The 21725-nt window shown below is 71.6% G+C and carries 17 protein-coding genes; 4 read left to right on the top strand and 13 right to left on the bottom strand.

Going from position 1 to position 21725, the window contains the following annotated elements; translation table 11 throughout:
• The first annotated feature begins 124 nt into the window (after positions 1-124).
• Positions 125-2338 (top strand): hypothetical protein, encoded by a 2214-nt coding sequence (locus SGFS_RS50360; RefSeq protein WP_286259552.1) that lies wholly within the window; start codon positions 125-127, stop codon positions 2336-2338.
• A gap of 68 nt (positions 2339-2406) precedes the next feature.
• Here the strand turns inward: SGFS_RS50360 and SGFS_RS50355 are convergent, their stop codons facing one another.
• Together SGFS_RS50355 and SGFS_RS50350 are read right to left on the bottom strand one after the other, a co-directional pair.
• The gene (locus SGFS_RS50355; RefSeq protein ID WP_286259550.1) at positions 2407-3108 is read right to left on the bottom strand and encodes a response regulator; all 702 of its coding nucleotides are present in this window, start codon (positions 3106-3108) and stop codon (positions 2407-2409) included.
• The gene (locus SGFS_RS50350; RefSeq protein WP_286259549.1) at positions 3105-4754 is read right to left on the bottom strand and encodes a sensor histidine kinase; all 1650 of its coding nucleotides are present in this window, start codon (positions 4752-4754) and stop codon (positions 3105-3107) included. Before SGFS_RS50350 ends, SGFS_RS50355 begins: the two co-directional genes overlap by 4 nt.
• Positions 4755-5074: 320 nt before the next feature.
• Here SGFS_RS50350 and SGFS_RS50345 point away from each other — a divergent pair, with 320 nt between their 5' ends.
• Positions 5075-6058, top strand: a complete 984-nt coding sequence (locus tag SGFS_RS50345) for a Bug family tripartite tricarboxylate transporter substrate binding protein (RefSeq protein ID WP_286260427.1) — start codon at positions 5075-5077, stop codon at positions 6056-6058.
• A gap of 116 nt (positions 6059-6174) precedes the next feature.
• Here the strand turns inward: SGFS_RS50345 and SGFS_RS50340 are convergent, their stop codons facing one another.
• The 10 genes from SGFS_RS50340 to SGFS_RS50295 all read right to left on the bottom strand — a co-directional run bounded on the left by SGFS_RS50340 (position 6175) and on the right by SGFS_RS50295 (position 17013).
• Complete coding sequence (locus SGFS_RS50340; protein WP_286259548.1) at positions 6175-7491, bottom strand: esterase-like activity of phytase family protein; 1317 nt, start codon at positions 7489-7491, stop codon at positions 6175-6177.
• A gap of 32 nt (positions 7492-7523) precedes the next feature.
• A complete protein-coding gene (locus SGFS_RS50335) occupies positions 7524-8459 on the bottom strand; it encodes an ABC transporter permease (RefSeq protein ID WP_286259547.1) in 936 nt (311 codons plus the stop codon).
• Positions 8456-9568 carry an ABC transporter permease gene (locus SGFS_RS50330; RefSeq protein ID WP_286259546.1) on the bottom strand — a complete coding sequence of 371 codons (1113 nt, stop codon included), beginning with the start codon at positions 9566-9568 and terminating at the stop codon, positions 8456-8458. Before SGFS_RS50330 ends, SGFS_RS50335 begins: the two co-directional genes overlap by 4 nt.
• The gene (locus SGFS_RS50325) at positions 9565-11148 is read right to left on the bottom strand and encodes an ABC transporter ATP-binding protein (protein WP_286259544.1); all 1584 of its coding nucleotides are present in this window, start codon (positions 11146-11148) and stop codon (positions 9565-9567) included. The genes SGFS_RS50330 and SGFS_RS50325 overlap by 4 nt, the downstream gene beginning before the upstream one ends.
• Before the next feature lie 33 nt (positions 11149-11181).
• Positions 11182-12273, bottom strand: coding sequence for a BMP family lipoprotein (locus SGFS_RS50320; RefSeq protein WP_286259542.1), 1092 nt, complete (start codon positions 12271-12273; stop codon positions 11182-11184).
• Between the two features lie 114 nt (positions 12274-12387).
• Complete coding sequence (gene deoD / locus SGFS_RS50315; RefSeq protein ID WP_286259541.1) at positions 12388-13134, bottom strand: purine-nucleoside phosphorylase; 747 nt, start codon at positions 13132-13134, stop codon at positions 12388-12390.
• On the bottom strand, positions 13131-13880 hold the full coding sequence (locus tag SGFS_RS50310; RefSeq protein WP_286259540.1) for a glutamine amidotransferase: 750 nt from the start codon (positions 13878-13880) through the stop codon (positions 13131-13133). Before SGFS_RS50310 ends, deoD begins: the two co-directional genes overlap by 4 nt.
• A gap of 95 nt (positions 13881-13975) precedes the next feature.
• Positions 13976-15013, bottom strand: coding sequence for a LacI family DNA-binding transcriptional regulator (locus SGFS_RS50305; protein WP_286259538.1), 1038 nt, complete (start codon positions 15011-15013; stop codon positions 13976-13978).
• Positions 15003-16388: an amidohydrolase gene (locus SGFS_RS50300; protein ID WP_286259537.1), complete on the bottom strand. Its 1386-nt coding sequence runs from the start codon at positions 16386-16388 to the stop codon at positions 15003-15005. The genes SGFS_RS50305 and SGFS_RS50300 overlap by 11 nt, the downstream gene beginning before the upstream one ends.
• Positions 16389-16482: 94 nt before the next feature.
• Positions 16483-17013 carry a hypothetical protein gene (locus SGFS_RS50295; RefSeq protein ID WP_286259536.1) on the bottom strand — a complete coding sequence of 177 codons (531 nt, stop codon included), beginning with the start codon at positions 17011-17013 and terminating at the stop codon, positions 16483-16485.
• 423 nt (positions 17014-17436) lie between these two features.
• Here SGFS_RS50295 and SGFS_RS50290 point away from each other — a divergent pair, with 423 nt between their 5' ends.
• Both SGFS_RS50290 and SGFS_RS50285 read left to right on the top strand, forming a co-directional pair.
• Complete coding sequence (locus SGFS_RS50290) at positions 17437-19371, top strand: AMP-dependent synthetase/ligase (RefSeq protein WP_286259535.1); 1935 nt, start codon at positions 17437-17439, stop codon at positions 19369-19371.
• 161 nt (positions 19372-19532) lie between these two features.
• On the top strand, positions 19533-20780 hold the full coding sequence (locus SGFS_RS50285) for a DUF4032 domain-containing protein (protein ID WP_286259533.1): 1248 nt from the start codon (positions 19533-19535) through the stop codon (positions 20778-20780).
• Between the two features lie 66 nt (positions 20781-20846).
• Here the strand turns inward: SGFS_RS50285 and SGFS_RS50280 are convergent, their stop codons facing one another.
• Positions 20847-21719 carry a universal stress protein gene (locus tag SGFS_RS50280; RefSeq protein WP_286259532.1) on the bottom strand — a complete coding sequence of 291 codons (873 nt, stop codon included), beginning with the start codon at positions 21717-21719 and terminating at the stop codon, positions 20847-20849.
• Positions 21720-21725: the final 6 nt, after the last annotated feature.

The following is a 21725-nucleotide window of genomic DNA, read 5'->3' as shown; positions in this document are numbered from 1 at the left end:
TCCGCAGGAGGTTGAGCCGGTAACGAAACTGTCACATGCAGCCCACGCCCGGGGCTCAGGGGCGGAATCGGTCGGCCGGGGGGCGCCTTCTGCCACCCCATGCTTCGGCCCCGGGAGGGCGAACATGAGCAACGACCCAGCACGAACGTACGACTCCGAACCACGAGTCCTGCCGAACAACGCGAACGTCACCCCGTCCGGGATCCCGGTCGCGGCCCCGATCCTCGTCGAGGACGCGTCGGCCGGAGCCCAGGGCGACGATCAGGGCGCGGCCGGCGCACAGAGCGGCCTGCCCGTCCCCGTCCCGCTCCCGCGACTGCGGCCGTGCCGGATCGACTTCCGCAACGGGTGCTACCAGGTGACGATCAGGCCGAACCAGCCGTCCCTGCCGAGCACCGTCGGCACCCTGCGCGTCGACCGCGGGGCACCGGCCGCCGGAGAGGACGGCGTGATCGTCAGCGGCGACCTGTACCGGCTGCCGCAGTCCGTGGTGGCCGGGCCGGAGGACGCCGCGCTCGCGGGTGCGATGCCCGGCCAGGACGAGGCGGCCGGGTCCGGGGCCAGGGGCGAGTCCGTCGCCGCCGCGGCCAGCCGCGCGGGCGCGCTGCCGCCCCTGCTGCGGCCTCGTATCCCGATCTTCCCCCGGGACCGGTATCAGTCGTACCTCAAGGGCACCCGTCTCGCGGTGCCGATCTTCGAGCTGCCCGGGCGGCGGTGCCAGGTCACCATCGACCTCGACGAGTTCGACTACACCCAGCCCCCCGCGGGCCAGTTCAAGGGCACGTTCCCCGCCACGCCCAGCCGGTCGCTGCGGTTCGTCGTCTCCCAGGTGCCGAGCACCTTCCCACTGCCGGGCCTCGGCGGGCCGCGCTTCGAGGGCACCGTGCTGGAAGGCGGAGTCGTGCGCGGGAGGGTCACCCTGACCAGGGTGTCGAGCTTCCTGCGCCGGGCCGTGCTGGAGATCGACACCCTGCGCGGTGCCGTGGCACCCCAGCCGGTGCCGGCCGCGTCGGGTACCGGCACGGAGTTCTTCGACACCGTGTACGCGACCGCCGGCTGGCAGCTCACCATCGACCGGACCGAGGCGCAGATCGACATCCCGGTGCCCACCGGCGTCAACCCCGACATCTGCTGGTCGGCGGCGAATCTGCACGCGCTCATGGCGAGCGTGCGCAGGGCGAGCACCGACCTCGACGCCGAGTGGCGCACCCACCTCGTCGTCGTCCCCGCCGCGCTGGGCTGCTCGCGCGGAGTCATGTACGACCAGATCGGCGTGCCGCGCGAAGGGTCGGCGAGCTTCAGCGACGACGGATACCCGTCGGCCGACTCGTCGAACTTCGGGGCGGCCTCGAACCAGCAGCAGCGCAACGTGCCCCGCGCCTTCCTGAGGTCGGCGACGCATGAGGTCACCCACGCCTTCAACCAGATCCACCAGGAGAGCGAGACCGTCGCCGACAACTCGATCATGACGACCACGCCGAGCGTGGCCGACGTCCTCGGCGGGCCCGCGTCCGGCGCGCCCGGGGTGTTCCCGGACCAGATCAACCTGGGCTTCAACCCGACCGTGCGCAACCACCTCGCCCATATGCCCGACCCGGTGGTACGGCCGGGCGGCTGGCCGTTCGCCACCTGGTTCCCGGCCGGTTCGCCACAGGCCGCCGACCGCAACCTCTTCCGGTCGAGCGAGCTGGAGCTGGAGGTCTGGTCGGAGACCGACCGTGCCCCGCTCGGCGCGCCCGTCACCGTGTCCTGGCGGCTGACGAACAACTCCGACAACGAGTTGCTGGTGCCCAACGATCTCCGGCTGGAGGCGCTCTTCGCCAGCATGTCCTGCCTGGACGAGAGCGGCCAGGAGCGGCCGGTGCGGCCGTTCGTGATCAGGTGCGAGGCGGCGAAGCTGGCCCCGCTGGCGCCCGGCGAGTCCCTCGGGGCCGAGTACCGCGTGTTCTGGAGCACCGAGGGGTTCCCGCTGGAGCGGCCCGGCCGGCACACGGTGACGGTGACGGTCGCCTGGTCGGCCGGTGGCGTGCCGGTCGCGGTGACCGGCCGCACCGACCTGTGGGTGGACCGGCCCACGTCCGACGCCGAGAACCGTGACGCCTCGCTCGTCATGCACCCGGAGGTCGGCAAGTGGGTCGTCCTGGGCGGCGGCGCCTACCACCTCCCGGAGGCGGTCGACCGGCTGCGCACCCTCGACGGCGGCGGCATCTCGCCCCTGGCCGCGGCGGCCGGCGACACCGGCGAACGCTCCCGCGTCGCGGACGCCTTCGACGCCCTCGCACTGCTCCCGGGCGCGACGGATGTGAAGAACGGGACGAGTGGAGGCGATGGCGGCTGACAGCGGGCCTCACCGATGTCGGCGCCGGTGCCGGACGGCACAGCCCTCCCGGCACCGGCACCACCCCGTCACACCCGCCAGCTGTACCGCCGCTCCGGCCGCCCCGCCACCCCGTACCGCAGGGAGACGTCCGCGCTCCCCGTGGTGTGGAAGTGCTCCAGGTAGCGGCGGGCGCTGACGCGGGAGATGCCGGTGAGGGTGGCGCACTCGGTGGCGGAGAGGGTGCCGTCGGCGGTGCGGAGGGTGCGTTCGATGAGGTCGGCGGTCTCGACGCTCATGCCCTTGGGCAGGGCGTCGGCCGCCGACGCCTGGGTGCCCGCTCCGGCCATGACCCGGTCGACGTCGGCCTGGCTGCGGACGACGGTGGTGAGCAGCCGGCCGCGCTGGGCGGCGTACCGCTGGAGCCGGCCGCGCAGGTCCTCGAACTCGAAGGGCTTGAGGAGGTAGTCGACGACGCCGTGGCGGACGGCGCCGCGCACGGTGTCGGCCTCGCGGGCGGCGCTGATGACCATGACGTCGCAGTCGTGCCCGGCGGCGCGCAGCCGGGGTATGACGTCGAGGCCGAACCCGTCCGGAAGGTACAGGTCGAGCAGGACCAGGTCGGGGCGGAGTTCGTCGACGGCGGCGGCCGCCTGTTCGCCGGTGCTGGCCACGCCGACGACCCGGAACGGCTGGACGCGTTCGACGAATGCGTGGTGGACCCTGGCCACCATGAAGTCGTCGTCGACCACCAGGACGTCTATCGCGCCGGGTGTACGCGTCGTAGTCATGAGGGCACTCCTTCCGCCACCGCGTCGGCGAGGTGACTGACGGTCATGCGTGCGGTGAACATGGCACCGTCGGGGGTGTTGGTCACAGAGATCTCACCGCCGTGGCGTTCGCAGACCAGCCGGGTGAGGGCCAGACCGATGCCACGTTCGCCCTCCCGGGCGGCCTTGGTGGTGAAGCCGTGCGAGAAGACCTCGCGGGCGAGTTCCGGTGCCACGCCGGGCCCGGAGTCACGGACCACGATCTCCACGCTGGAGGCGTCCTGGCACAGCTCGACCTCGACCCAGGCCTCACGGTCGTCGGGCGTGCCCGTGGTGGCGGCCGCGTCGACCGCGTTGTCGACGAGGTTGCCGACGACGGTCGCCACGTCGGCGGCGTCCTCCGGGGCGAGCCGGTCGAGGGCGGTGCTGTCGGAGATCCGCAGGGTGACCTTGCGTTCGGCGGCGAGGGACGCCTTCGCCGTCAGCAGCGCGGCAATGGCGGTGTCGCGGACGCGGCGGCTGAGGACGACGTCGAGGGACTGGCGGCGCTGGTTCAGGGCGCGGATGTAGCGGACCACCTCGTCCTGCTCGCCGATCTGGATGAGCCCGGAGATGGTGTGCAGCTGGTTGGCGAACTCGTGGGCCTGGGCGCGCAGCAGTTCCGAGGAACTGCGGAAGGAACCGAGCTCCCGTTCCAGACGGGCGAGCTCCGTGCGGTCGCGCAGGGTGGTGACGGAGCCGAGGGGGCGGCCGTCCTTGGTGACGGTCATGCGGTTCATGACCAGGACGCGGCCGCGGCGCAGAACGACCTCGTCGCGGTCCGCGGCGCCTTCCCGGTCGCCCATCAGCACGTCCCGCAGCCGCCCCTCGATCCGGAGTTCGGCGAGGCTCTGGCCGACGCAGTCCTCGGGGAGGTCGAGCAGGCGGCGGCCCATCTCGTTGACCAGGGTCAGCCGGTGCTGCGGGTCCAGGGCGATCACGCCCTCGGCGATGCCGTACAACATGGCCTCGCGGTGTTCGGCGAGGCCGGCGATCTCGCGGGGCTCGAGACCGAGGGTCTGTCGCTTGACGCGGCGGGACAGCAGCCAGGACCCGGCGATGCCGAGGCCGCTGGCGACGCCCAGATAGGCGAGGAGGTAGGAGGAGGCGCCGCTGAGCCGCTGCCAGACGGTCGGGGAGGCCTCGCCGATCATGACCGTGCCGAGGAAGCGGCCGAGGTTGTCGTCCGTGGCGCCGAGGACGGGGACCTGGGCGACCAGCTCGCGGGTGCCGTCGAGCGTGAGCGAGCCGGACCAGCCGCGGCCCCGGGCCGCGCCCTCGCCGCGCGGGAGGCGGTCGCCGATCGCGGTGGGGTCGGTGGAGCTGACGATCCGCCCCTCGGCGTCGGCGACGGTCACCGAGGTGACGCCGGACTGGGTCTGGGTGGAGTTCACCAGCGGCGCCAGGGCCTCCTGCGGCAGGGCCTGGGCGAGCCGGGACCGTACGAGCGGGTTGGCGGCCAGTTGCTCCGCGAGTGCGGTGACCCGGCGGCCCTCGACCCGGTTGAAGGTCGCCGCCGACTGTGTGAGGGAGACCGCGGCGACCGCGAGCAGCACGACCACCACGATGGCGAGCTGGAGGACCAGCATCTCGCCCGCGAGGGTATGGCGGCGGAAGGTGGCGACCACGACGGACTCAATCTCTCGTGCCGGCACGATGTACGGCTGCTGCTGCGGGTACGGCGGCTCGGGTGCCGGTTCGCGCGGCGGGTCGCCCCATCATGGCGCTCGCGTGTGCCGGGGGAAAGGGAGGTGTGGGGAGAGTGCTCATACGGTGACGGAGACCGTGACCACAAAGACCACAACCTCCGTTGCTTCCGTAAGTGGGCCGGACCTCCCACCCGAGAGCACGATATGGCACAGGTCACTCTCCGATCGGGCGATCCGACGGCACAATGACCCGACCGACGGCACCAGGCCCATGGACGTAGCGACAGGTGGTGGCACTCGTGCGGCTGCGCACCCCCCTCGCCCTGCTGGGGGCCGCCGTGCTCGTGCTCGTGGGGCCGCCGCTGGTGACCACGGGCAGCGGCGGCGAGACGGGCACCCAGATCCCGGGCCTGCGTTTCATGGTGCCGAACACGCCCGGCGGCGGCTACGACATCACGGCGCGGACGGCCGCGAAGAACGCCCAGGAGGCGGGGCTCACCCACGACGTCGAGGTGTTCAACCTGCCTGGTGCCGACGGCACCGTCGGGCTGGCCCGCCTGGTGGGCGAACGCGGCAACGGCAAGCTCGTCATGGCCATGGGCCTCGGCGTGGTGGGGGCCGTCCGCTCCAAGGACGCGCCCAGGACCCTCGCCGACATCACCCCGATCGCCCGGCTCACGGAGGAGCAGGGGGTCGTCGTGGTCGCCAAGGACTCCCCGTACAGGACCGTGGACGACCTCACCGACGCCTGGCGGGAGAACCCCGGCGGGCTCTCGGTCGGTGTCGGCTCCGCACCCGGCGGGGGTGACCACACCGCGCTCATGCTCATGGCGAGGGCCGTCGGGATCGCGCCCAAGGACGTCGACTCCGTCCGCTTCGACGGCGGTGGCGAACTCCTCACCTCAGTCCTCGACAACAAGGTCGCGTTCGGGGTCTCGGGTGTCGGCGAGTACCTGGACCAGATCAAGGCGGGTGAGTTGCGTCCGCTCGCGGTCACCGGCTCCGAGCGCGTCGACGGACTGGACGCACCCACCTTGCAGGAGTCCGGCTACGACGTGAGCTTCACCAACTGGCGCGGCGTCGTGGCCCCGCCCGGCCTCTCCGACGCCGAACGCGACAGGCTCACCCGCCTGTTCGACGCACTTCACGACTCGCCCGAGTGGCAGCGGTCCCTGAAGCACAACGGCTGGGACGACGCCTTCCTCACCGGTGAGGAGTTCGGCGCGTTCCTGGACGCCCAGGACAAGCGGGTGGTGTCAGTACTGAAGGAACTGGGGCCGTGACCGCGCACGGCACCGGTGGCGCCGACCGCCATTGAGCTGTACGGCATACGACAGGGCCCCTGCTGAAGCGGCGGTCACACGGGACCGCACCACCGCCTCCGCAGGGGCCCTGCCGCCTACGCCGTCGGGAACTTCTTCGTGTACGTCAGCCAGAGGCGGATGTCCTTGGCGTTCGTGCGGCCGTTCCCGTCGAGGTCTCCGGCGCGCCCGGCGGTCGGTATGGCGGCGAGATCCCGGGCGTCGACGACGCCGTCGCCGTTGACGTCGGGGGTGCGCGCGGCCAGCAGTCCGGAACGCACGGACAGCAGATGGAACTTGGTGGTGCTGCCGTTGAAGCCGAAGTTGTCGTCGGCGACGAGGACGAGGGAGCGGGAGCCGTCGGGCAGGGTCGGGCCCCAGGTGATGCCCTCGACGTTGTCGGCGTCGGCGCCGGTGGTGGTGAAGTCGAACAGGAGCTTCTTCGTCATCGGGGTCTCGGTGCCGGACAGGGCCTCCTCGCCCCTGACATCCGTGGCGCCGAGCGTGCTGGTCCAGTAGACGCGGATGGCGAAGCCCACGCCCGAGGCGAAGGAGCGTTCGACGGTGAGGTAGTCGGTCTCGTTGATCGCGAGGATCTCCGAGACGCCCCGGTCCGCCGAGTACGTGTTGACCGGCGGCGGCAGTGGCGCGGTGGGCGCGTCCGAGATCGGGTCGACCTCGTAGACGCGCTCGGCGACCGGCTCGCCCGTACGGCGGTCCGTCACCAGCAGCCGGGAGGGGCTCTTGGCGACCAGACTGGCTGCCGGCCCGTCCTGGACCAGGGCGTTCTCGGTGATCGTGACGGCCTTGCCGCCGTCCGGGGAGAGGGTGAGCCCTTCCAGGGCCTGGTTGTTGCGGACGCCGGCGGTCAGCGTCCCCGAGGCGGACCGGACTGGCGCGTACGCCGACGGCAACGGGAGTTCTGTCACGTATCCGCCGGAGGTGGTCGCCTCCCGCACGAACGCGGGCTTCCCCGCACTCGACGCGCCCTCGCTGGTCCACAGCACGCTCCGCGCGCCCGGCGTGAAACGGATGGCCTCCGGGTCGACCGTCTTGGCGGCGAAGGGCGCGCCGTCGGTGTCCGCGAGGACCGACAGACTTTCGACGTCCGGTGCGCTGCCCGCGAATGCACCGCCCGCGAGTGGCAGCCGGAGCGTGTAGAAGCGGGCCTTGCCGTTCTCCGAGCGGTCGTCGCTGACGGCCACGTAGGTGCCGGATCCCGGGTCGTAGTCGATGCCGGACAGTCCGCCGAACGGCATGCCCAGCTCGGTGCCGCCGACCGGGACGGAGATCGTGTCCAGGAGCCGGACGTCCGGTGCCTGCCCGGAGGAGGCGGAGGCGGAGGCGGGGAGCGAGGCGGCGAAGAGGGTGGTCGTGGCGGCGAGGCCGCCGACGAGCGCGCGTGCGTGTCGCATGTGTCCTGTTCCAGGAGTCAGGTCGGTGCGCGTCAGAGCGAGACCGGGGCGGGCTCGCCCGTGCCCCGGCGCTTGCGACGCCAGGCGTACAGCGCGAGGGCTACCAGGGTCATGACGTACGGGATCGTCGAGACCAACTGGGGTGGTACGTCGAGGGTGCCGAGCTGTACGGCCAGGGCCTCGGCGGCGCCGAAGCCGAGGGCGGCGAGGAAGACGCCCCAGGGGCGCAGGCCGCCGAGGAACACGGCGGCGAGGGCGATGAAGCCGCGGCCCGCGGTCATGTCCCGGACGAAGAACGAGACGTAGCCCATGCTGAGGTACACCCCGGCGAGGCCCGCGAGCGCGCCGCTGAGGGCGAGGCCCGCGTACTGGACCCGGCGTACGGGGATGCCGACCGACGCGGCGGCCTCCGGCATCTCGCCGACCGCGCGCAGGTGGAAGCCGAAGCGGGTGCGGTAGAAGAGCCAGGCGACGAAGGGGGCGGCGAGGAACGCCAGCCAGGTGACCATGTTCTGGTCGCTCAGCACGTCTCCGAGCACCGGGACGTCCTCGATGCCGGGCAGCGGGATGGTCGGCAGGGTGCCGCTCTTCAGGCCCGAGGTGCCGCCCTTGTCGTCGAGGAGGCTGAAGACGGCGTAGGCGGTGGCGCCGGAGGCCAGCAGGTTGAGGCCGATGCCCGCGATGATCGCGTCGGCGCCCAGTTCCAGGCGCAGGGCCGCGAGGAGGAGGCCCAGCAGCATCGCCACGGCGACGCCGGACAGTGCGCCCAGGGCGACCGAGCCGCTGTAGCCGGCGACGAGTGCGCCGGTGCAGGCGGCGGAGAGCATCTGGCCCTCCAGGGCGATGTTGCTGATTCCGGCGCGTTCCGCGACCAGCCCGCCGAAGGCGGCGAGCAGGTACGGGGTGGCAACCCGCAGTACGGCGGCCAGGAAGGCGCTGCTGAGGACGACGTCGAGTACGGAGTTCATCGGGCGCCCACCTGCTTGCGGATGAGCCGCCGCTTGAGCAGGTCGGGCAGGGCCTGGGCGGTGACCAGCAGCACGATGACCGCCTGGATGACGACGACGATCTCGGTGCCGACGTCCGTCTGCTGTTCCATGATGTCGCCCCCGGCGCGCAGATAGGAGTAGAAGAGCCCGGCGACCACGACGACCAGCGGGTTGTTCCTGGCCAGCAGGGCGACGACGATCCCCTCGAAGGCGAGGCTTCCGGCGAGGCCGGGTTCGAGGCGGCCGTAGACGCCCTGCACGAGGTGGGCTCCGGCGAGGCCCGCGACGGCGCCGCCGATGACGAAGCTCCACTCGATGGCACGGGGCACCCGGATGCCGCCGTACTCGGCGAAGTCGGGGTTGGAGCCGGTCATGCGGATGCGGTAGCCGAGCGGGGTGCGGGTGATCAGCAGCCACAGGGCGACGGCCGTCAGCAGCATGAGGACGAAGCCGATGTTGGCGCGGCCGAGCGGGACGCCGAACCAGTCGGTGAGCGGGGTGAGCGCCGAGTCCGGCTGGATGGGCTTCGAGTGGACGGCGCTGCTGCCGGGCTGCTTGAGCGGGCCGTTGACCAGGTAGTCGTAGACGCGGACGACGATGGCGTTGAGCATCAGCGTGGCGACGATCTCGTTGGCGCCGAGGCGGGCCTTCATGGAGCCCGGTACGAAGCCCATGCCGGCCCCCGCGGCGGCGGCCGCGACCAGCGGAAGGATGACGGCCGCGACCGGTGGCAGCGGCAGGAGGATCGCGACGGCGGCTGCCGCCAACGCCCCTGCGTACAGCTGGCTTTCGGCGCCCAGGCTGATCTGGCGGGCCCGGAAGGGGATGGCGACGGACAGGCCGAGGAGGATGAGGGTGGTGGCGTCCTCCAGCCAGCGGCCGACGCGGAAGGAGCGCTCCAGCGGGCCGGTGAGGAGGGCCTCGTACGCGGCGACCGGGTCCTTGCCCGTGGCGAGTATGACGAGGAAGCCGATGATCAGGGCGGCCAGGATGGTGGCCAGGGTCATGCCGAGGTCCACGGCGAGGTCGCGGCGCCGGGTGGCGCGGTACTCGCGGCGGTCCTCCTTCTCGATGAGGGTCGTGGTCATACGGCGTCCTCCGCGTCGTCGAGTCCGGCGGTGAGCCGCTCCCGGTCGTGGTGCTCGACGCCGAGCATGTAGAGGCCGACCTTTTTCTCGGTGAGGCCGGTGGTGTCGTCGAAGCGGGCGACGAGGCGGCCGTCCTTGAGGACGAGCAGCCGGTCGGAGAGGGCGAGCAGTTCGGTGAGGTCGGCGGAGATCAGCAGTACGGCGGCGCCCGCGTCCCGGGCCTCGACCACGCGCTCGTACATGAACCGCATGGCCCCGATGTCCACGCCCCGGGTGATCTGGGAGGCGATCAACAGTCGTGGTCCGGCGGAGAGTTCGCGGGCGACGATCACCTTCTGCATGTTGCCGCCGGACAGGGCGCGGACCGGGACGGCCGGGTCGGGGGTGCGGATCGCGTAGTCGTCGATCAGCTGCTCGGCGTGGGCGCGTACGGCCTTGGGGTGCAGGATGCCGTGCCGGGCGAGGGGTGGGCGGGTGTGTCGGTCGACGACGAGGTTGTCGGCGATCGACTCGTCCAGGGCGGCGCCGTTGTGGAGGCGGTCCTCGGGGACGTATCCGATGCCCGCGCGGCGGTGGCCTGCGACGTCGAGCCCGGCGGTGTCGGTGTCGCCGACGCGGACCGTGCCGTCGGTGGGGCGGCGCAGCCCGGCGAGGATCTCGGCGAGTTCGCTCTGCCCGTTGCCCTCGATGCCGGCCACGCCGACGATCTCCCCGGCGCGGACGTCGAAGTCGAGGTCGTGCAGGGACTGGCCGACCGGGGCCGCGTACCGCAGCTTCCTCACCCGGAGGGTGACTTCGGTGGGGCGGGCGGGGGTGCGGGCCACGTCGAGGGTGAGGTCGCGGCCGACCATCATGGCGGCGAGGGAGCGTTCGGTGGCGTCGGCGGTGGGGACGGTGCCGACCAGGGTGCCCGCGCGCATCACGGTGACCGTGTCGCTGATCTCCCGCACCTCGCGCAGCTTGTGGGAGATGAACAGCACGGTCATGCCGCCGTCGCGCAGCCGTCGTACGGCGGCGAAGAGGTCCTCGGTCTCCTGCGGGGTGAGCACGGCGGTGGGCTCGTCGAGGACCAGGACGCGGGCGCGGCGGTGGAGCGCCTTGAGGATCTCGGCGCGCTGCCGCATGCCGACGGACACCTCGTCGACGCGGGCCCTCGGGTCGACCGCGAGCCCGGACTCCTCGGCGAGCCTGGCGGTCGTCTCGATCGCGGCCTTGGTGTCGACCATGCCCCGGCGGCCGGGTTCGACGCCGAGGACGACGTTCTGGGCGACGGTGAAGGAGGGCACCAGCATCAGGTTCTGGTGGACCATGCCCACGCCGAGCGCGATCGCGGAGGCGGGGCCGCGCAGGACACGGGGTCTGCCGCCGATGGCGATCTCGCCCGAGGTGGGCTGCTCCAGGCCGTAGAACATCTTCATCAGCGTGGACTTGCCCGCGCCGTTCTCTCCGACGACCGCGCGGATCTCACCGGGCGGGACAGCGAGGTCCACACCTCGGACCGCGCGCACGCCGTTGGCGTAGGTCTTGGTGACCGCGCGGGCGGCGACGGCCGGTCCGGCCGTGTCCCATGACTCGTTCATCTCAAGGCCGTTCAGGGATCGGGTCAGTGGGTGTCAGAAGGCGCTGGGGACCGTGACGGAGCCGGACTTCACCTTGTCGGCGGCGTCCTGGAGTTCCGTGCGGATCTTCTCCGGGACCAGCTCCCGGAAGTGGTCGTCGTCCACATAGCCCACGGCGTCCTCGGCGAGACCGACGGTGTCGACGGCGCCGTACTTCAGGGAGTCCTTCTTGTCGGCGTCCGCGGCCTTGTAGAGGGCGTTGCCGACGTTCTTGAGGATGGAGGTGACGACGGTGTCCTTCTGTGCCTGGTCGGTGAGGGTCCGGTACTGGTCGGAGTCGACGCCGAACGTGTAGCGCGCGGCGGTGACGGCGGACTCGAAGGTGCCGAGGCCGGAGAGACCGGCGACCGGCCACACCAGGGCAGCACCCTGGCCGTACATGGCGGTGGAGATCTCCTTGCCCTTGGCGGGGTCGCCGAACGGCTTGTCGCCGCCGACGTACTGCACGAGCACATCGGAGTTCTTTCCGCCGGCGGCCTTGAATCCCGCCTTGAAGCCGACGACGAAGTCCTCGATGACGGGGATCTTCACACCGCCCATCACGCCGGCCTTATTCTGCGATTCGGCGCCCTTGAGGGCCTTTTCGGCGACCAGCTTCTCGGCGAGGAATCCGGCGAGATATCCGCCCTCGTTCTGCTGGAAAGTCACGGAGTAGACGTTCTCGCACTTGTTGGAACAGGTGCCGTTCTTTCCGCTGTAGTCGACGGCCGAGTCGAAGACCCAGAACTTCTTGTCCAGGTATTGCGGAGCGAGATCGCCGATGTAGTCGGTGACGTCGAAGGTTCCGGCCGCGAGGATGTCGTAGTCGTCGGCCGCTGCGGCGTCCTCGAAACCGGGCTCCCACTTGGTGCGGTCCGAGCCCAGCTCGACGACCTTCAGCTCATAACCGAGGTCCTTCTCGGCCTTCTTCAGCCCCTCGTAGGCGGAGTCGAAGAACGACTTGTCGCCGAGGCCTCCGTTGACGACCAGCTTGATACGGGTCTTTCCGGAGGAGGCGGCGGTGGAGTCGTCGCCGCCCGATCCGCCGCATGCGGTAAGGGCGAGCATCCCGGCCACCATGACGGCGGCGCTTCTTCCGTATCTCATCATCGATCTCCTGATCATCGGATATTTTGCGGTGTGGGGTTGCGTCGACAGTAGGAAGTGCAAAACGTTTTGGCTACGTTGCCCGGTTTCCGTTTGATTTCTTCTGCGGGACATTCAGACGTCGGCCAGAAGTGCGGCCGCGGCGATACGGACGGCCCGGTCGAAGCACGTCTCGCGTTCCTCGGCGGAGAGTGCCTCGCCGGTGCGGACGTGGTCGGAGGCGGTCAGCACGGCCAGCGCCTCGCCGCCCTCGGCGCCCGCGACGGCGTACAGCCCGGCCGCCTCCATCTCGACGGCGAGGGTGCCTCGGCCCGCCAGTGCGTCGAAGACGCCCGGGCGGTCGAGGTAGAAGTGGTCGCTGCTGAACACCGGCCCGATGTGGACGGGTTCCTCCCACCGGGCGGCGTCGGCGGCGGCGCGCAGCAGCCGGTAGGAGGGGGTGAGGGACAGCGTCACCCCGCCCACGAGCAGTCCGCTCACGCTGGAGTCGGTGTGGGCGGCGGAGGCGATGATCACGTCCCGCAGGGAGACGGAGAGCGGGATCGCCCCGGCTGTGCCGACCCGGACGATCCTGCGGACGTCGTAGTGCCGGAACAGTTCCGTCGCGTAGATCGACATCGAGGGGATGCCCATGCCGGACGCGAGCACCGACATGGGTACGCCGAGGTGGGTCCCGGTGTAGCCGAGGATGCCGCGTACGTCGGTGACCTGGCGCGCGTCCTTCAGGAACGTCTCGGCGATGTGGCGGGCGCGACGGGGGTCCCCCGGCATGAGGACGAGCGGGGCGAAGTCGCCGGGTGCGGCGGCGATGTGGGGAGTACCTGTCGGCGGTGTACGGGTGGTGGTCGTCTCCTGCTTCACAGCTCCGCCCCCGCCAGCCAGCGCACCAGCCGGTCCCACAGCTCCGCGTACCCGTCCCAGGCCAGGAACGGCGGTGGTGCCCAGTGCGGAGCCACGTCCGAGGTGAAGGCGCCGGAGCGGCCGTCGCCGTAGTCGCCGACGACGAGGAGCGGGTGCCCGGCGCACTCGGCCAGCAGCGTGGCCTCCGGCCGTGCGGTGACCTCGTTGAGGCCGAGCAGCGCGGGCCAGGACCGCTCCAGGCCCTGTACGACCGTGTGCTCGCCGACCACCTCGGGGACGGCTCCGGCGGGGAGTTCGACCCGGTCGTCGCGGTCGACCATGAGCACGGGAAGGGCGGGGGCGAGCGGGGTGCGGCCCCAGCGGGCGCGGGCGTCGATGCCGCTGAAGGTGAGGTAGCCGCCGATCATCAGCACCCCGCCGCCGCGCTCCACGAAGGCGCGTACGAGTTCCGAGCGGTCGGGGGCGGGGACGGAGGCGCCGAAGGTCTGGGGCGGGAGCTGGAAGCTGTTGGCGCCGACGTCACTGATGGCGACCACGTCGTAGGCGTCGAACCCGTCGGCCGTGTCCGGCACCCGCGTCGCTATCTCGTGCGAGGGCACGTACGTCACCTCGTGGCCGCGTGCGCGCAGCGCGTCGAGGAAGACGCCGCCGCCCTCGGTGTACTCGGCGGTGTGGAAGGCGTCGAAGCCCTTCTGATGGACGGTGTACGTGAACCAGGACTCGCCGATGACGAGGACTCTGGGCATGGCGGAGCTCCTTTCGGGGAGAGGGTTTTCGGGCACGGGGGCGGCGCGGCACGGCGGCGCACCGTGCCGGTCGGGAGATCGGGAGAAAGGGGACGTCAGCGGGCAGGCGGTGCCGTGCTGGCGCGGACCTTGAGTTCGACGGGGAGGGTGTGCCGGGAGGCGGGCGGGACCTCTCCTCGGGAGACGTACTGGAGGAGTTGCGCGGTGGCGGTGCGGCCCACGTCGTAGGCGGGCTGGTGGACGGTGGTCAGGGGCGGGTGGATCAGGGAGGCGGCCCGGATGTCGTCGAAGCCGACCACCGAGATGTCTCCGGGGACGGAGAGTCCGGCCTCGCGGAGCGCGGTGAGGGCGCCGAAGGCCATCAGGTCGTTGGCGGCGAAGACGGCCGTGCAGTCCAGGCGGCCCTCTTCGAGGCGTCCGGCGACGAGTCGGTGACCGGAGGCCTCCTTGAAGTCGCCGACGCGTTCGACGACCTTGCCCTTGAAGGCCTTCACGAAGCCGTTCGCCCGGTCGGCGCCGCTCTTCAGGGCGCGCGGGCCGGTGAGCATCAGGGCCCGGCGGTGACCGAGTTCGCGCAGATGTTCGCCGACCAGCCGGCCGCCCGCCTCGTGGTCGGCGGTGGCGATGAGGGCGCCCTGGAGTCCGTCGACCTCCTCGTCGGCGAGGGCGATCGGGAACTTGCCCATCAGCGCCTCCAGCCTCCGCCGGGAGGGCGGCGATCCGGAGGCGTACACCATGCCGTCGATGAACCGGCTGCGGATCATGCCGAGATAGCGGTCCTCGCGGTCGGCGTCGAACTCGGTGTTGCAGAGGATCAGCCCGTAGCCCAGGTCGTGGGCGGCGTCCTCGGCGCCCTTGGCCAGCTCGGCGAAGAAGGTGTTGCTGATGTCGGGGATGAGCAGGCCGATCACGGAGGTGGAGCCGGCCTGGAGGCTGCGGGCGAGCGAGGCGGGGACGTAGCCGAGGCGGTTGACGACACTGCGGACACGGGCGGCGGTGTCCTCGTTGACGGGCCGGTTGCCGCTGAGGACGTGCGAGACGGTGGTGGGGCTTACCCCGGCCGCGGCGGCCACGTCCTTGATGGAGGCGGGCCTGCGCACGACCGAACGGTCCCCGAGGTGCTCACGGGTCATAGTGCTGCACCGCCCTCCCGTGGGAGGTGTCCAGGATGCGGGCCACCCGGGCGTCGACGTCCACGAGCAGGGCGCTCTCGTCCACGGTCAGCAGTCGGCCGTCCCGCATGAGGACGCGCCCGTCGACGACGACCGTGCGTACGTCACTGGCGCGGGCGCTGTAGACGAGGGCGGCACGCGCGTCGTGCAGTGGACGGCAGTGCGTGCCGGTCAGATCCGTGAGGACGATGTCGGCCCGCATGCCCGGTTCCAGGGCGCCGATCCGGTCCTGGAGGCCGAGCGCGCGGGCGCCGCCCCGGGTGGCCAGGCGCAGGGTGTCGGAGACGGTCATCCAGGTGGCGTCCCGTACGGCCTGCTTCTGGGTCAGCGCGACCAGCCGCAGCGCCTCCCACACGTCGAGCGTGTTGTGCCCGGCGGCCCCGTCGGTGCCGACCGCGACGCCGACTCCTGTGTCCAGCAGGTCGCGGACCGGGGTGAGCGGGGACAGGGCGTGTTTGAGGTACACCTTCGGGCAGCAGGCCACGGCGGTCGTCGCGGCGTGCTCGGCCAGCAGCGGCAGGTCCTGCTCGACGATGCCGCAGCCGTGCGCGATGAGGGCGCCCGCGTCGAGCACGCCGGTCTCGTGCAGGACCCGGATGGGGGTGATGCCGCGCCGCTGAAGGCTGGACTCGGTCTGCTCCAGGTGCTCGGCGGCGTGGATGTGCAGGCGAAGGCCGAGCCGTCGAGCGTGGTCGGAGAGGGCGCGCAGGTCCTTGTCGTCGACGGTGTACGGGGCGTGCGGTCCGAGCGAGACCGTGATCCGGCCGTCGGCGTCGCCGTGCCGGGCCTCGGCGAAGGCGACGGTCTCCTCCAAAGCCTTTTGGCCCCGGCTGCTGAAGTAGGTGGGCGCGATGTCGGCGCGCAGGCCGGTCTCGGCGACGGCGTCCGCGATGCGCTCGGGGAAGAAGTAGTGGTCGGCGAAGGCGGTGACGCCGGATCGGATCATCTCGGCGCAGGCCAGCAGGGCGCCGGCGTGTACGTCGTCGGGGGTGAGGTTGCTCTCCATCGGCCAGACGCGGTCGTTGAACCAGCCCTCGACCGTGACGTCCTCGGCGGCGCCGCGCATCAGCACCATCGGGCTGTGCGTGTGCGCGTTGACCAGGCCGGGGACGGCGAGGAGGCCGCGGCCGTCGATCACGTCCGCCTCGGTCTCGGTGGCGCTTCCGGTCGGGGATACGGCCTCGATGACGCCGTCCGCGACCACGATGTCCCGCGCCCGCAGCACCTCGCACTCGCCCTCGGCCGGGACGCGCAGCACATCGCAGCCGCGGATCAGGAGGCGGCGGGTCGGCTCGGGCGTGGGGAAGCCTGCCGACAGGGGCGTTCTGTCGCTCATGCCGGACAAGCTAGATATCCAAAACGTTTTGCACAATGGCCGGATTTCGACCATCCGTTACGTTGCTCGTCCGGCACGGGGTGGGCGGGCTCCCTCAGCCCGCGCCCCGCTCCGCCTCCTCGTGCAGGAAGGCGCTCACCTGCCCCGCGATGCCCTCGCGGGCGGTGCCCGTGGCCGGGTCGAGGAAGTCCTCGTCGATGCCGATGCCGATCCCGCCCGACCACAGATGGCGGTCGGCCCACTCCTCGTCGGCCCTGAGCTGCACCTGGATGTCGAGATGGGTGAGACACGCCTCGGAGGCGGCCGCGTACAGCACGGCCGTGGCGCGGCGCAGCGGGTAGACGTCGAAGCCCTCGATGAACTGGGAGTTGCGCCAGTCCAGGAAGGCGCTCTCGCCGTCGGGGCCGGTGCGGATGTCGAGCTGGCCGTCCTCGAGGTGGACGCAGACGTCGTCGGCGCCCCGGTTCTCGACGGTCACCCGGAAGCGGAAGTAGGTCTGGCCCTCGGTGGCGTCGTCGCGTCCCTTGGGGGGTTCCGCGCGCTCCACGCCGTGGACGCGCACGCGCAGGCCGGCCAGATCGCCGTCGTACTCCTGCCAGTCGCCGATGACGTTGGGCTCGCGCACCGTCCACCTCTCTACCCTCGGCGGGGGCACCTCCCACTCCCGCGCGCACCACAGTGCCACACCCGCCAGAGACCCCGAGACCAGGTCGTTCCACCCTGGTTTGCGGTGATCAAGCCGTGGACAGCGACGATTCCCGCAGGGGATCACGGGCGGGGGCACGGCACGTGCCGCACATCACGTTCCGGGCCACCCGGACCCGCCGATTCCGCCCGGCCTCCCACCACGTTTCCCTCGTCCCGTCCGCTCCCCGGCCGTGCGGCTTCGGCCCGGATCTCCGGCGGACTCGATACGGAGACGACTTGCCGAATCCACTGACCGTCGCCGGAAGCATGCGCTACCTTGCCAGGCGCCATGGCCGGTCACCGCCGGTCACGGAGGCGACGGAACCATCGGCAAGGTCGTGGGAAGGCTCGGGAGCGGCGCATGGGCAACTTCGGCATCGCTCGATCGGCGGCCCCGGTGATGGCCGGAGGACTCGCCGACTCCCTCTTCGAGACGGCCCACCGTGATCCGGCGTTGCCGCAGATCGCGCGGCGCGACAAGGAGAACCCGGGTACGTGGAACCCGGTGAGCGCGTCCGAGGTACGGGACGAAGTGGTGGCCCTGGCCAAGGGGTTGGTCGCGGCCGGGATCCGGCCGGGCAACCGGGTGGCCGTGATGGCGCGCACCCGTGACGAGTGGACCGTGCTCGGTGTGGCCCTGTGGTCGGTGGGGGCCGAGATCGTGCCGGTGTATCCGACATCGTCGCGCGACCAGGTCGAGTGGATCCTCAGGGACGCGTCCTGTGTGGGCGTGGTCGTCGAGGACGAGGCGGGTGTGATGACGGTCGGCTCGGTGTGCGCCGGGCTGCCCCTGCTGCGGCATGTCTGGCAGCTCGACGCCGACGCCCTGCCCCACTTGATGGAGGCGGGCCGGGAGGTACCGGACGCGACGGTGGACTCGCTGCGCCGGATCGTGCTGCCGGAGTCGACGGCGGTCGTCGCGTACACGTCCGGCACGACCGGGCGCCCCAAGGGCTGCGCGCTGTCCCACCGCAGTCTGGCCGCCCCCTGCGACGTGCTGCTCGCCGGGTGGCGGCACACCGCGGCGGCCCCCGGGCAGCAGCCCGCGATCCTCGCCTTCCTGCCGTTCTCCCACGTCTACGGCCTGATGATCCAGCAGCTGTGCCTGCGCGGCGGGCTGCTGCTGGCCCACGAGCCGGAACTGACCGAACAGGCCCTGTCCGCCGCCCTGCTGTCCTTCCGGCCCACCTTCCTCTACGGCGTGCCGTACATCTTCGAGAAGATCTACAAGAACTTCCTCCGCAAGGCCCAACAGACCGGCAAGGGCCCGCTGTTCGAGCGCGCGGTGCGCACGGCCCAGGACTACGCCGTCGCCACCGAGCGGCAACGGCTGGACCAGGGCCCCGGCCCCGGCGTCGACCTGCGTCTCCAGCACGCCTTCTTCGACCGGACCGTGTACCGCAAACTGCGCGCGGCGCTCGGCGGCCGGGTCAGGGGAGGCTGCTCGGCCGGCTCCCCCCTCAACCGTGACCTCACGCTCTTCTACGCCGGCATCGGCATCTTCCTCCACGACGGCTACGGCCTCACGGAGACCGGGGGCGGCATCACGGCGCAGCCCGTGGGCCGGGAGAAGTTCGGGACCGTCGGGCGTCCGCTGCCGGGTACGGAGGTCCGGGTGGCGCAGGACGGGGAGATCCTGGTGAACGGGCCGTCCCTGTTCCAGGGGTACGTCAACGACGAGCGGGGCACCCGGGCCGTGTTGCAGGGCGGTTGGCTGGCCACGGGCGACATCGGACGGCTGGACGCCGAGGGGTATCTGTCGATCACCGGGCGCAAGAAGGAGATCGTCATCACCAGCGGCGGCAAGTGTGTGGCCCCCGCTCCGCTGGAGGAGCAGCTGCGGGCGCATCCGCTCATCCACCAGGCGGTCGTCGTGGGAGACAACCGGCCCTGTGTGGGCGCCCTGATCACCCTGGACCCAGAGTTCCTCGCACACTGGCGGGGCGCGCTGGCCACGTCCGGGGACGTGCCGGGCCGGGAGGTGCGTGAGGCCCGGGAGGAGAACGCGCTGCGGCAGGAGGTGCTGCGCGCGATCGCGGCGGCCAACAGCACGGTGTCCCGTTCCGAGTCCATCCGGGTCTTCCGGGTCCTCCAGGAACCCTTCGCCCCGTCCAACGGCCTGCTGACGCCGTCGATGAAGCTGCGCCGGGACGCCATCGTGCGGCGGTACGGGCCGGAGATCGACGCGATGTACGCGACGGCCGCACGGGCGGACCGGGGTGGCTTCGCCGGCACAACGGAGGACTTCATGAGCTGGGACGAGGCCGACGACGTGTTCCGGCGCGCCCGGCCCTGATCTCCCGCACTTCGCCGCACCCCTTCACCACACCCTTCCGCGCTTCCCCTCACGGTTGACGAAACGGTCCTTCAAATGCGGTGATGCTCCAGCGAGCGCGACACACCGCACCACCGTCGCCGGCACACCCGTACGACCGTGAGAACGAAGGCAGAGGACCCATGGCACTGCAGATCAGCGCCACCAACCCGGAACACCCCGCGCTGCTGCTCGAACTGCCGTGGCACCTGCCCCTGGAGGAGTGGCCCGAACACCACCTCGTACCGCTCCCCCGCGGTATCTCCCGCCACGTGGTGCGCTATGCCCGTGCCGGTGACGAGGTGGTGGCGGTCAAGGAGCTGGCCGAGCGCCCGGCGCTGCGCGAGTACGAGCTGCTGCGCGACCTGGACCGGCTCGGCATACCGGCCGTGGACGCCCTCGGCGTGGTCACCGGCCGCACCGACGACGCCGGTGATTGGCTGGAGCCCGTACTGATCACCCGGCATCTGGGCGGCTCCCTGCCGTACCGCTCGATGTTCGAGACGACCATGCGTCCGGCGACGATGCACCGGCTGATGGACGCGCTCGCCGTGCTGCTGGTGCGGCTGCACCTGGCCGGGTTCGCGTGGGGCGACTGCTCACTGTCCAACACCCTGTTCCGGCGGGACGCGGGGGCGTACGCCGCGTATCTCGTGGACGCGGAGACCGGCGATCTGCATCCGCAGTTGAGTAGCGGGCAGCGCGAGTACGACCTCGATCTCGCGCGGGTCAACATCAGCGGGGAGCTGCTGGACCTGGAGGCGTCCGGGGCGCTGCACCCGTCGGTCGACCCGATCGACTTCGGCATGGAGATCTGCGCCCGCTACCAGAAGCTGTGGCAGGAGCTGACCCGCACCTCCGTGTACCCGGCCGGGAAGTACCACTACATCGAGCGCCGGATCCGCCGCCTGAACGACCTCGGTTTCGACGTCGCCGAGATGCAGATCGAGCACTCCTCCAACGGCGACACGGTGACCTTCGTGCCCAAGGTCGTCGACGCGGGCCACCACCAGCGGCAGCTGCTGCGGCTGACCGGTCTGGACACCGAGGAGAACCAGGCCCGCCGGCTGCTGAACGACCTGGAGAGCTGGATGGCCACCCAGGACGACTACGCCCCGGGCGACCCGCTCGGCGCCCGCCCCGAGGTGCTCGCCCACCGCTGGGTGCGGGAGGTGTTCCGCCCGACCGTCCGCGCCGTACCGCTCGAACTGCGCGGTGCCATGGACCCGGCGGAGATCTACCACCAGCTCCTCGAACACCGCTGGTACCTGTCCGAGCGCGCCCAGCACGACATCGGCCTGGACACGGCGGTGAAGGACTACATCGACAGCGTCCTGCCGAACGCGCGGGCGGTGCTGCCGCCGCCGGTGGACGACGTCACGGCGATGTGACACAGGACCCGTCGTGCGGGACCACGCCCCGCGGCCAAGGCGTGATCCGAACGACAGGCCCCGGGGTCAGTCGTGCGGGACCACGGCCACCGGGCAGTGCGCGTGGTGCAGTACGCCGTGGGCGACCGAGCCGATGCGGGCGCCGACGGCCGTGCGGCGGGCGCGACGTCCGACCACCATCAGCTGGGCCCGCCCGGCGACGGACAGCAGGACCTGCCCGGCGCTGCCCATCTCGACATGCTGGGTGACCGGTACCTGCGGGAAGCGCTCGCGCCAGGGTTCCAGCGCGTCCGCGAGGGCGTTCTTCTCGTACGGCTCCAGACCGCCGGCGTCGTCGAGGAGTTTCATCGAGGCCGGGCTGTAGGCGTACACCGGCGGCAGGGTCCAGGCGCGGACGGCACGCACGGAGGCACCGCGGGCGGCCGCTGTCTCGAACGCGAACCGCAGGGTCTCGGCACTGTCCTCCGGTCCACCCTGCTGGCCCACGACGACCTCGCGCCCGGCGGCCTCACCCGCCGGGTCGTCCTCGGCGCGGACGAGCACGACGGGACGCGTCGACTCGACGATCACCTGCTGCCCCACGGAACCCACCAGGAACCCGACGACCGCGCCGTGCCCACGTGAGCCGAGCACCAGCGTCTCGGCTTCCGCAGCGGCGCCGACCAGGGTCGCGACCGGGCCGCCCTCCAGCACCTCGGTGGACACCTGGAGGTCCGGGTGCCGCCCGGTCACGGTCCGCGCGGCCTCCGCGAGCGAGTCCCGCGCCCACTGGGCCTGGCCGTCCCGGTCCACGGTGATCGCCGCGTGCGGCTGCCACTGCCAGGCGTGCACGACGCGCAGCTCCAGTCCCCGGCGTACGGCCTCGCGCCCCGCCCAGGCCAGTGCGGCGAGGCTCTCGGGCGTTCCGTCCACTGCGGCGGTGATCGCGCGCGTCGGCATGGGGCC

Source organism: Streptomyces graminofaciens (assembly GCF_030294945.1).
GTDB classification, from domain to species: domain Bacteria; phylum Actinomycetota; class Actinomycetes; order Streptomycetales; family Streptomycetaceae; genus Streptomyces; species Streptomyces graminofaciens.
The sequence above is the reverse complement of the archived record's forward strand: the minus strand, read 5'-3'. Positions and strand labels throughout refer to the sequence as shown.

Bases quoted from the DNA above. Each gene is read 5' to 3' on its own strand.
- SGFS_RS50340 (WP_286259548.1), bottom strand. From the start codon at position 7,491: ATGCGACACGCACGCGCGCTCGTCGGCGGCCTCGCCGCCACGACCACC.
- SGFS_RS50330 (WP_286259546.1), bottom strand. From the start codon at position 9,568: ATGACCACGACCCTCATCGAGAAGGAGGACCGCCGCGAGTACCGCGCC.
- SGFS_RS50360 (WP_286259552.1), top strand. From the start codon at position 125: ATGAGCAACGACCCAGCACGAACGTACGACTCCGAACCACGAGTCCTG.
- SGFS_RS50325 (WP_286259544.1), bottom strand. From the start codon at position 11,148: ATGAACGAGTCATGGGACACGGCCGGACCGGCCGTCGCCGCCCGCGCG.
- SGFS_RS50335 (WP_286259547.1), bottom strand. From the start codon at position 8,459: ATGAACTCCGTACTCGACGTCGTCCTCAGCAGCGCCTTCCTGGCCGCC.
- SGFS_RS50305 (WP_286259538.1), bottom strand. From the start codon at position 15,013: ATGACCCGTGAGCACCTCGGGGACCGTTCGGTCGTGCGCAGGCCCGCC.
- SGFS_RS50290 (WP_286259535.1), top strand. From the start codon at position 17,437: ATGGGCAACTTCGGCATCGCTCGATCGGCGGCCCCGGTGATGGCCGGA.
- SGFS_RS50300 (WP_286259537.1), bottom strand. From the start codon at position 16,388: ATGAGCGACAGAACGCCCCTGTCGGCAGGCTTCCCCACGCCCGAGCCG.
- SGFS_RS50310 (WP_286259540.1), bottom strand. From the start codon at position 13,880: ATGCCCAGAGTCCTCGTCATCGGCGAGTCCTGGTTCACGTACACCGTC.
- SGFS_RS50320 (WP_286259542.1), bottom strand. From the start codon at position 12,273: ATGAGATACGGAAGAAGCGCCGCCGTCATGGTGGCCGGGATGCTCGCC.
- SGFS_RS50285 (WP_286259533.1), top strand. From the start codon at position 19,533: ATGGCACTGCAGATCAGCGCCACCAACCCGGAACACCCCGCGCTGCTG.
- SGFS_RS50355 (WP_286259550.1), bottom strand. From the start codon at position 3,108: ATGACTACGACGCGTACACCCGGCGCGATAGACGTCCTGGTGGTCGAC.
- SGFS_RS50280 (WP_286259532.1), bottom strand. From the start codon at position 21,719: ATGCCGACGCGCGCGATCACCGCCGCAGTGGACGGAACGCCCGAGAGC.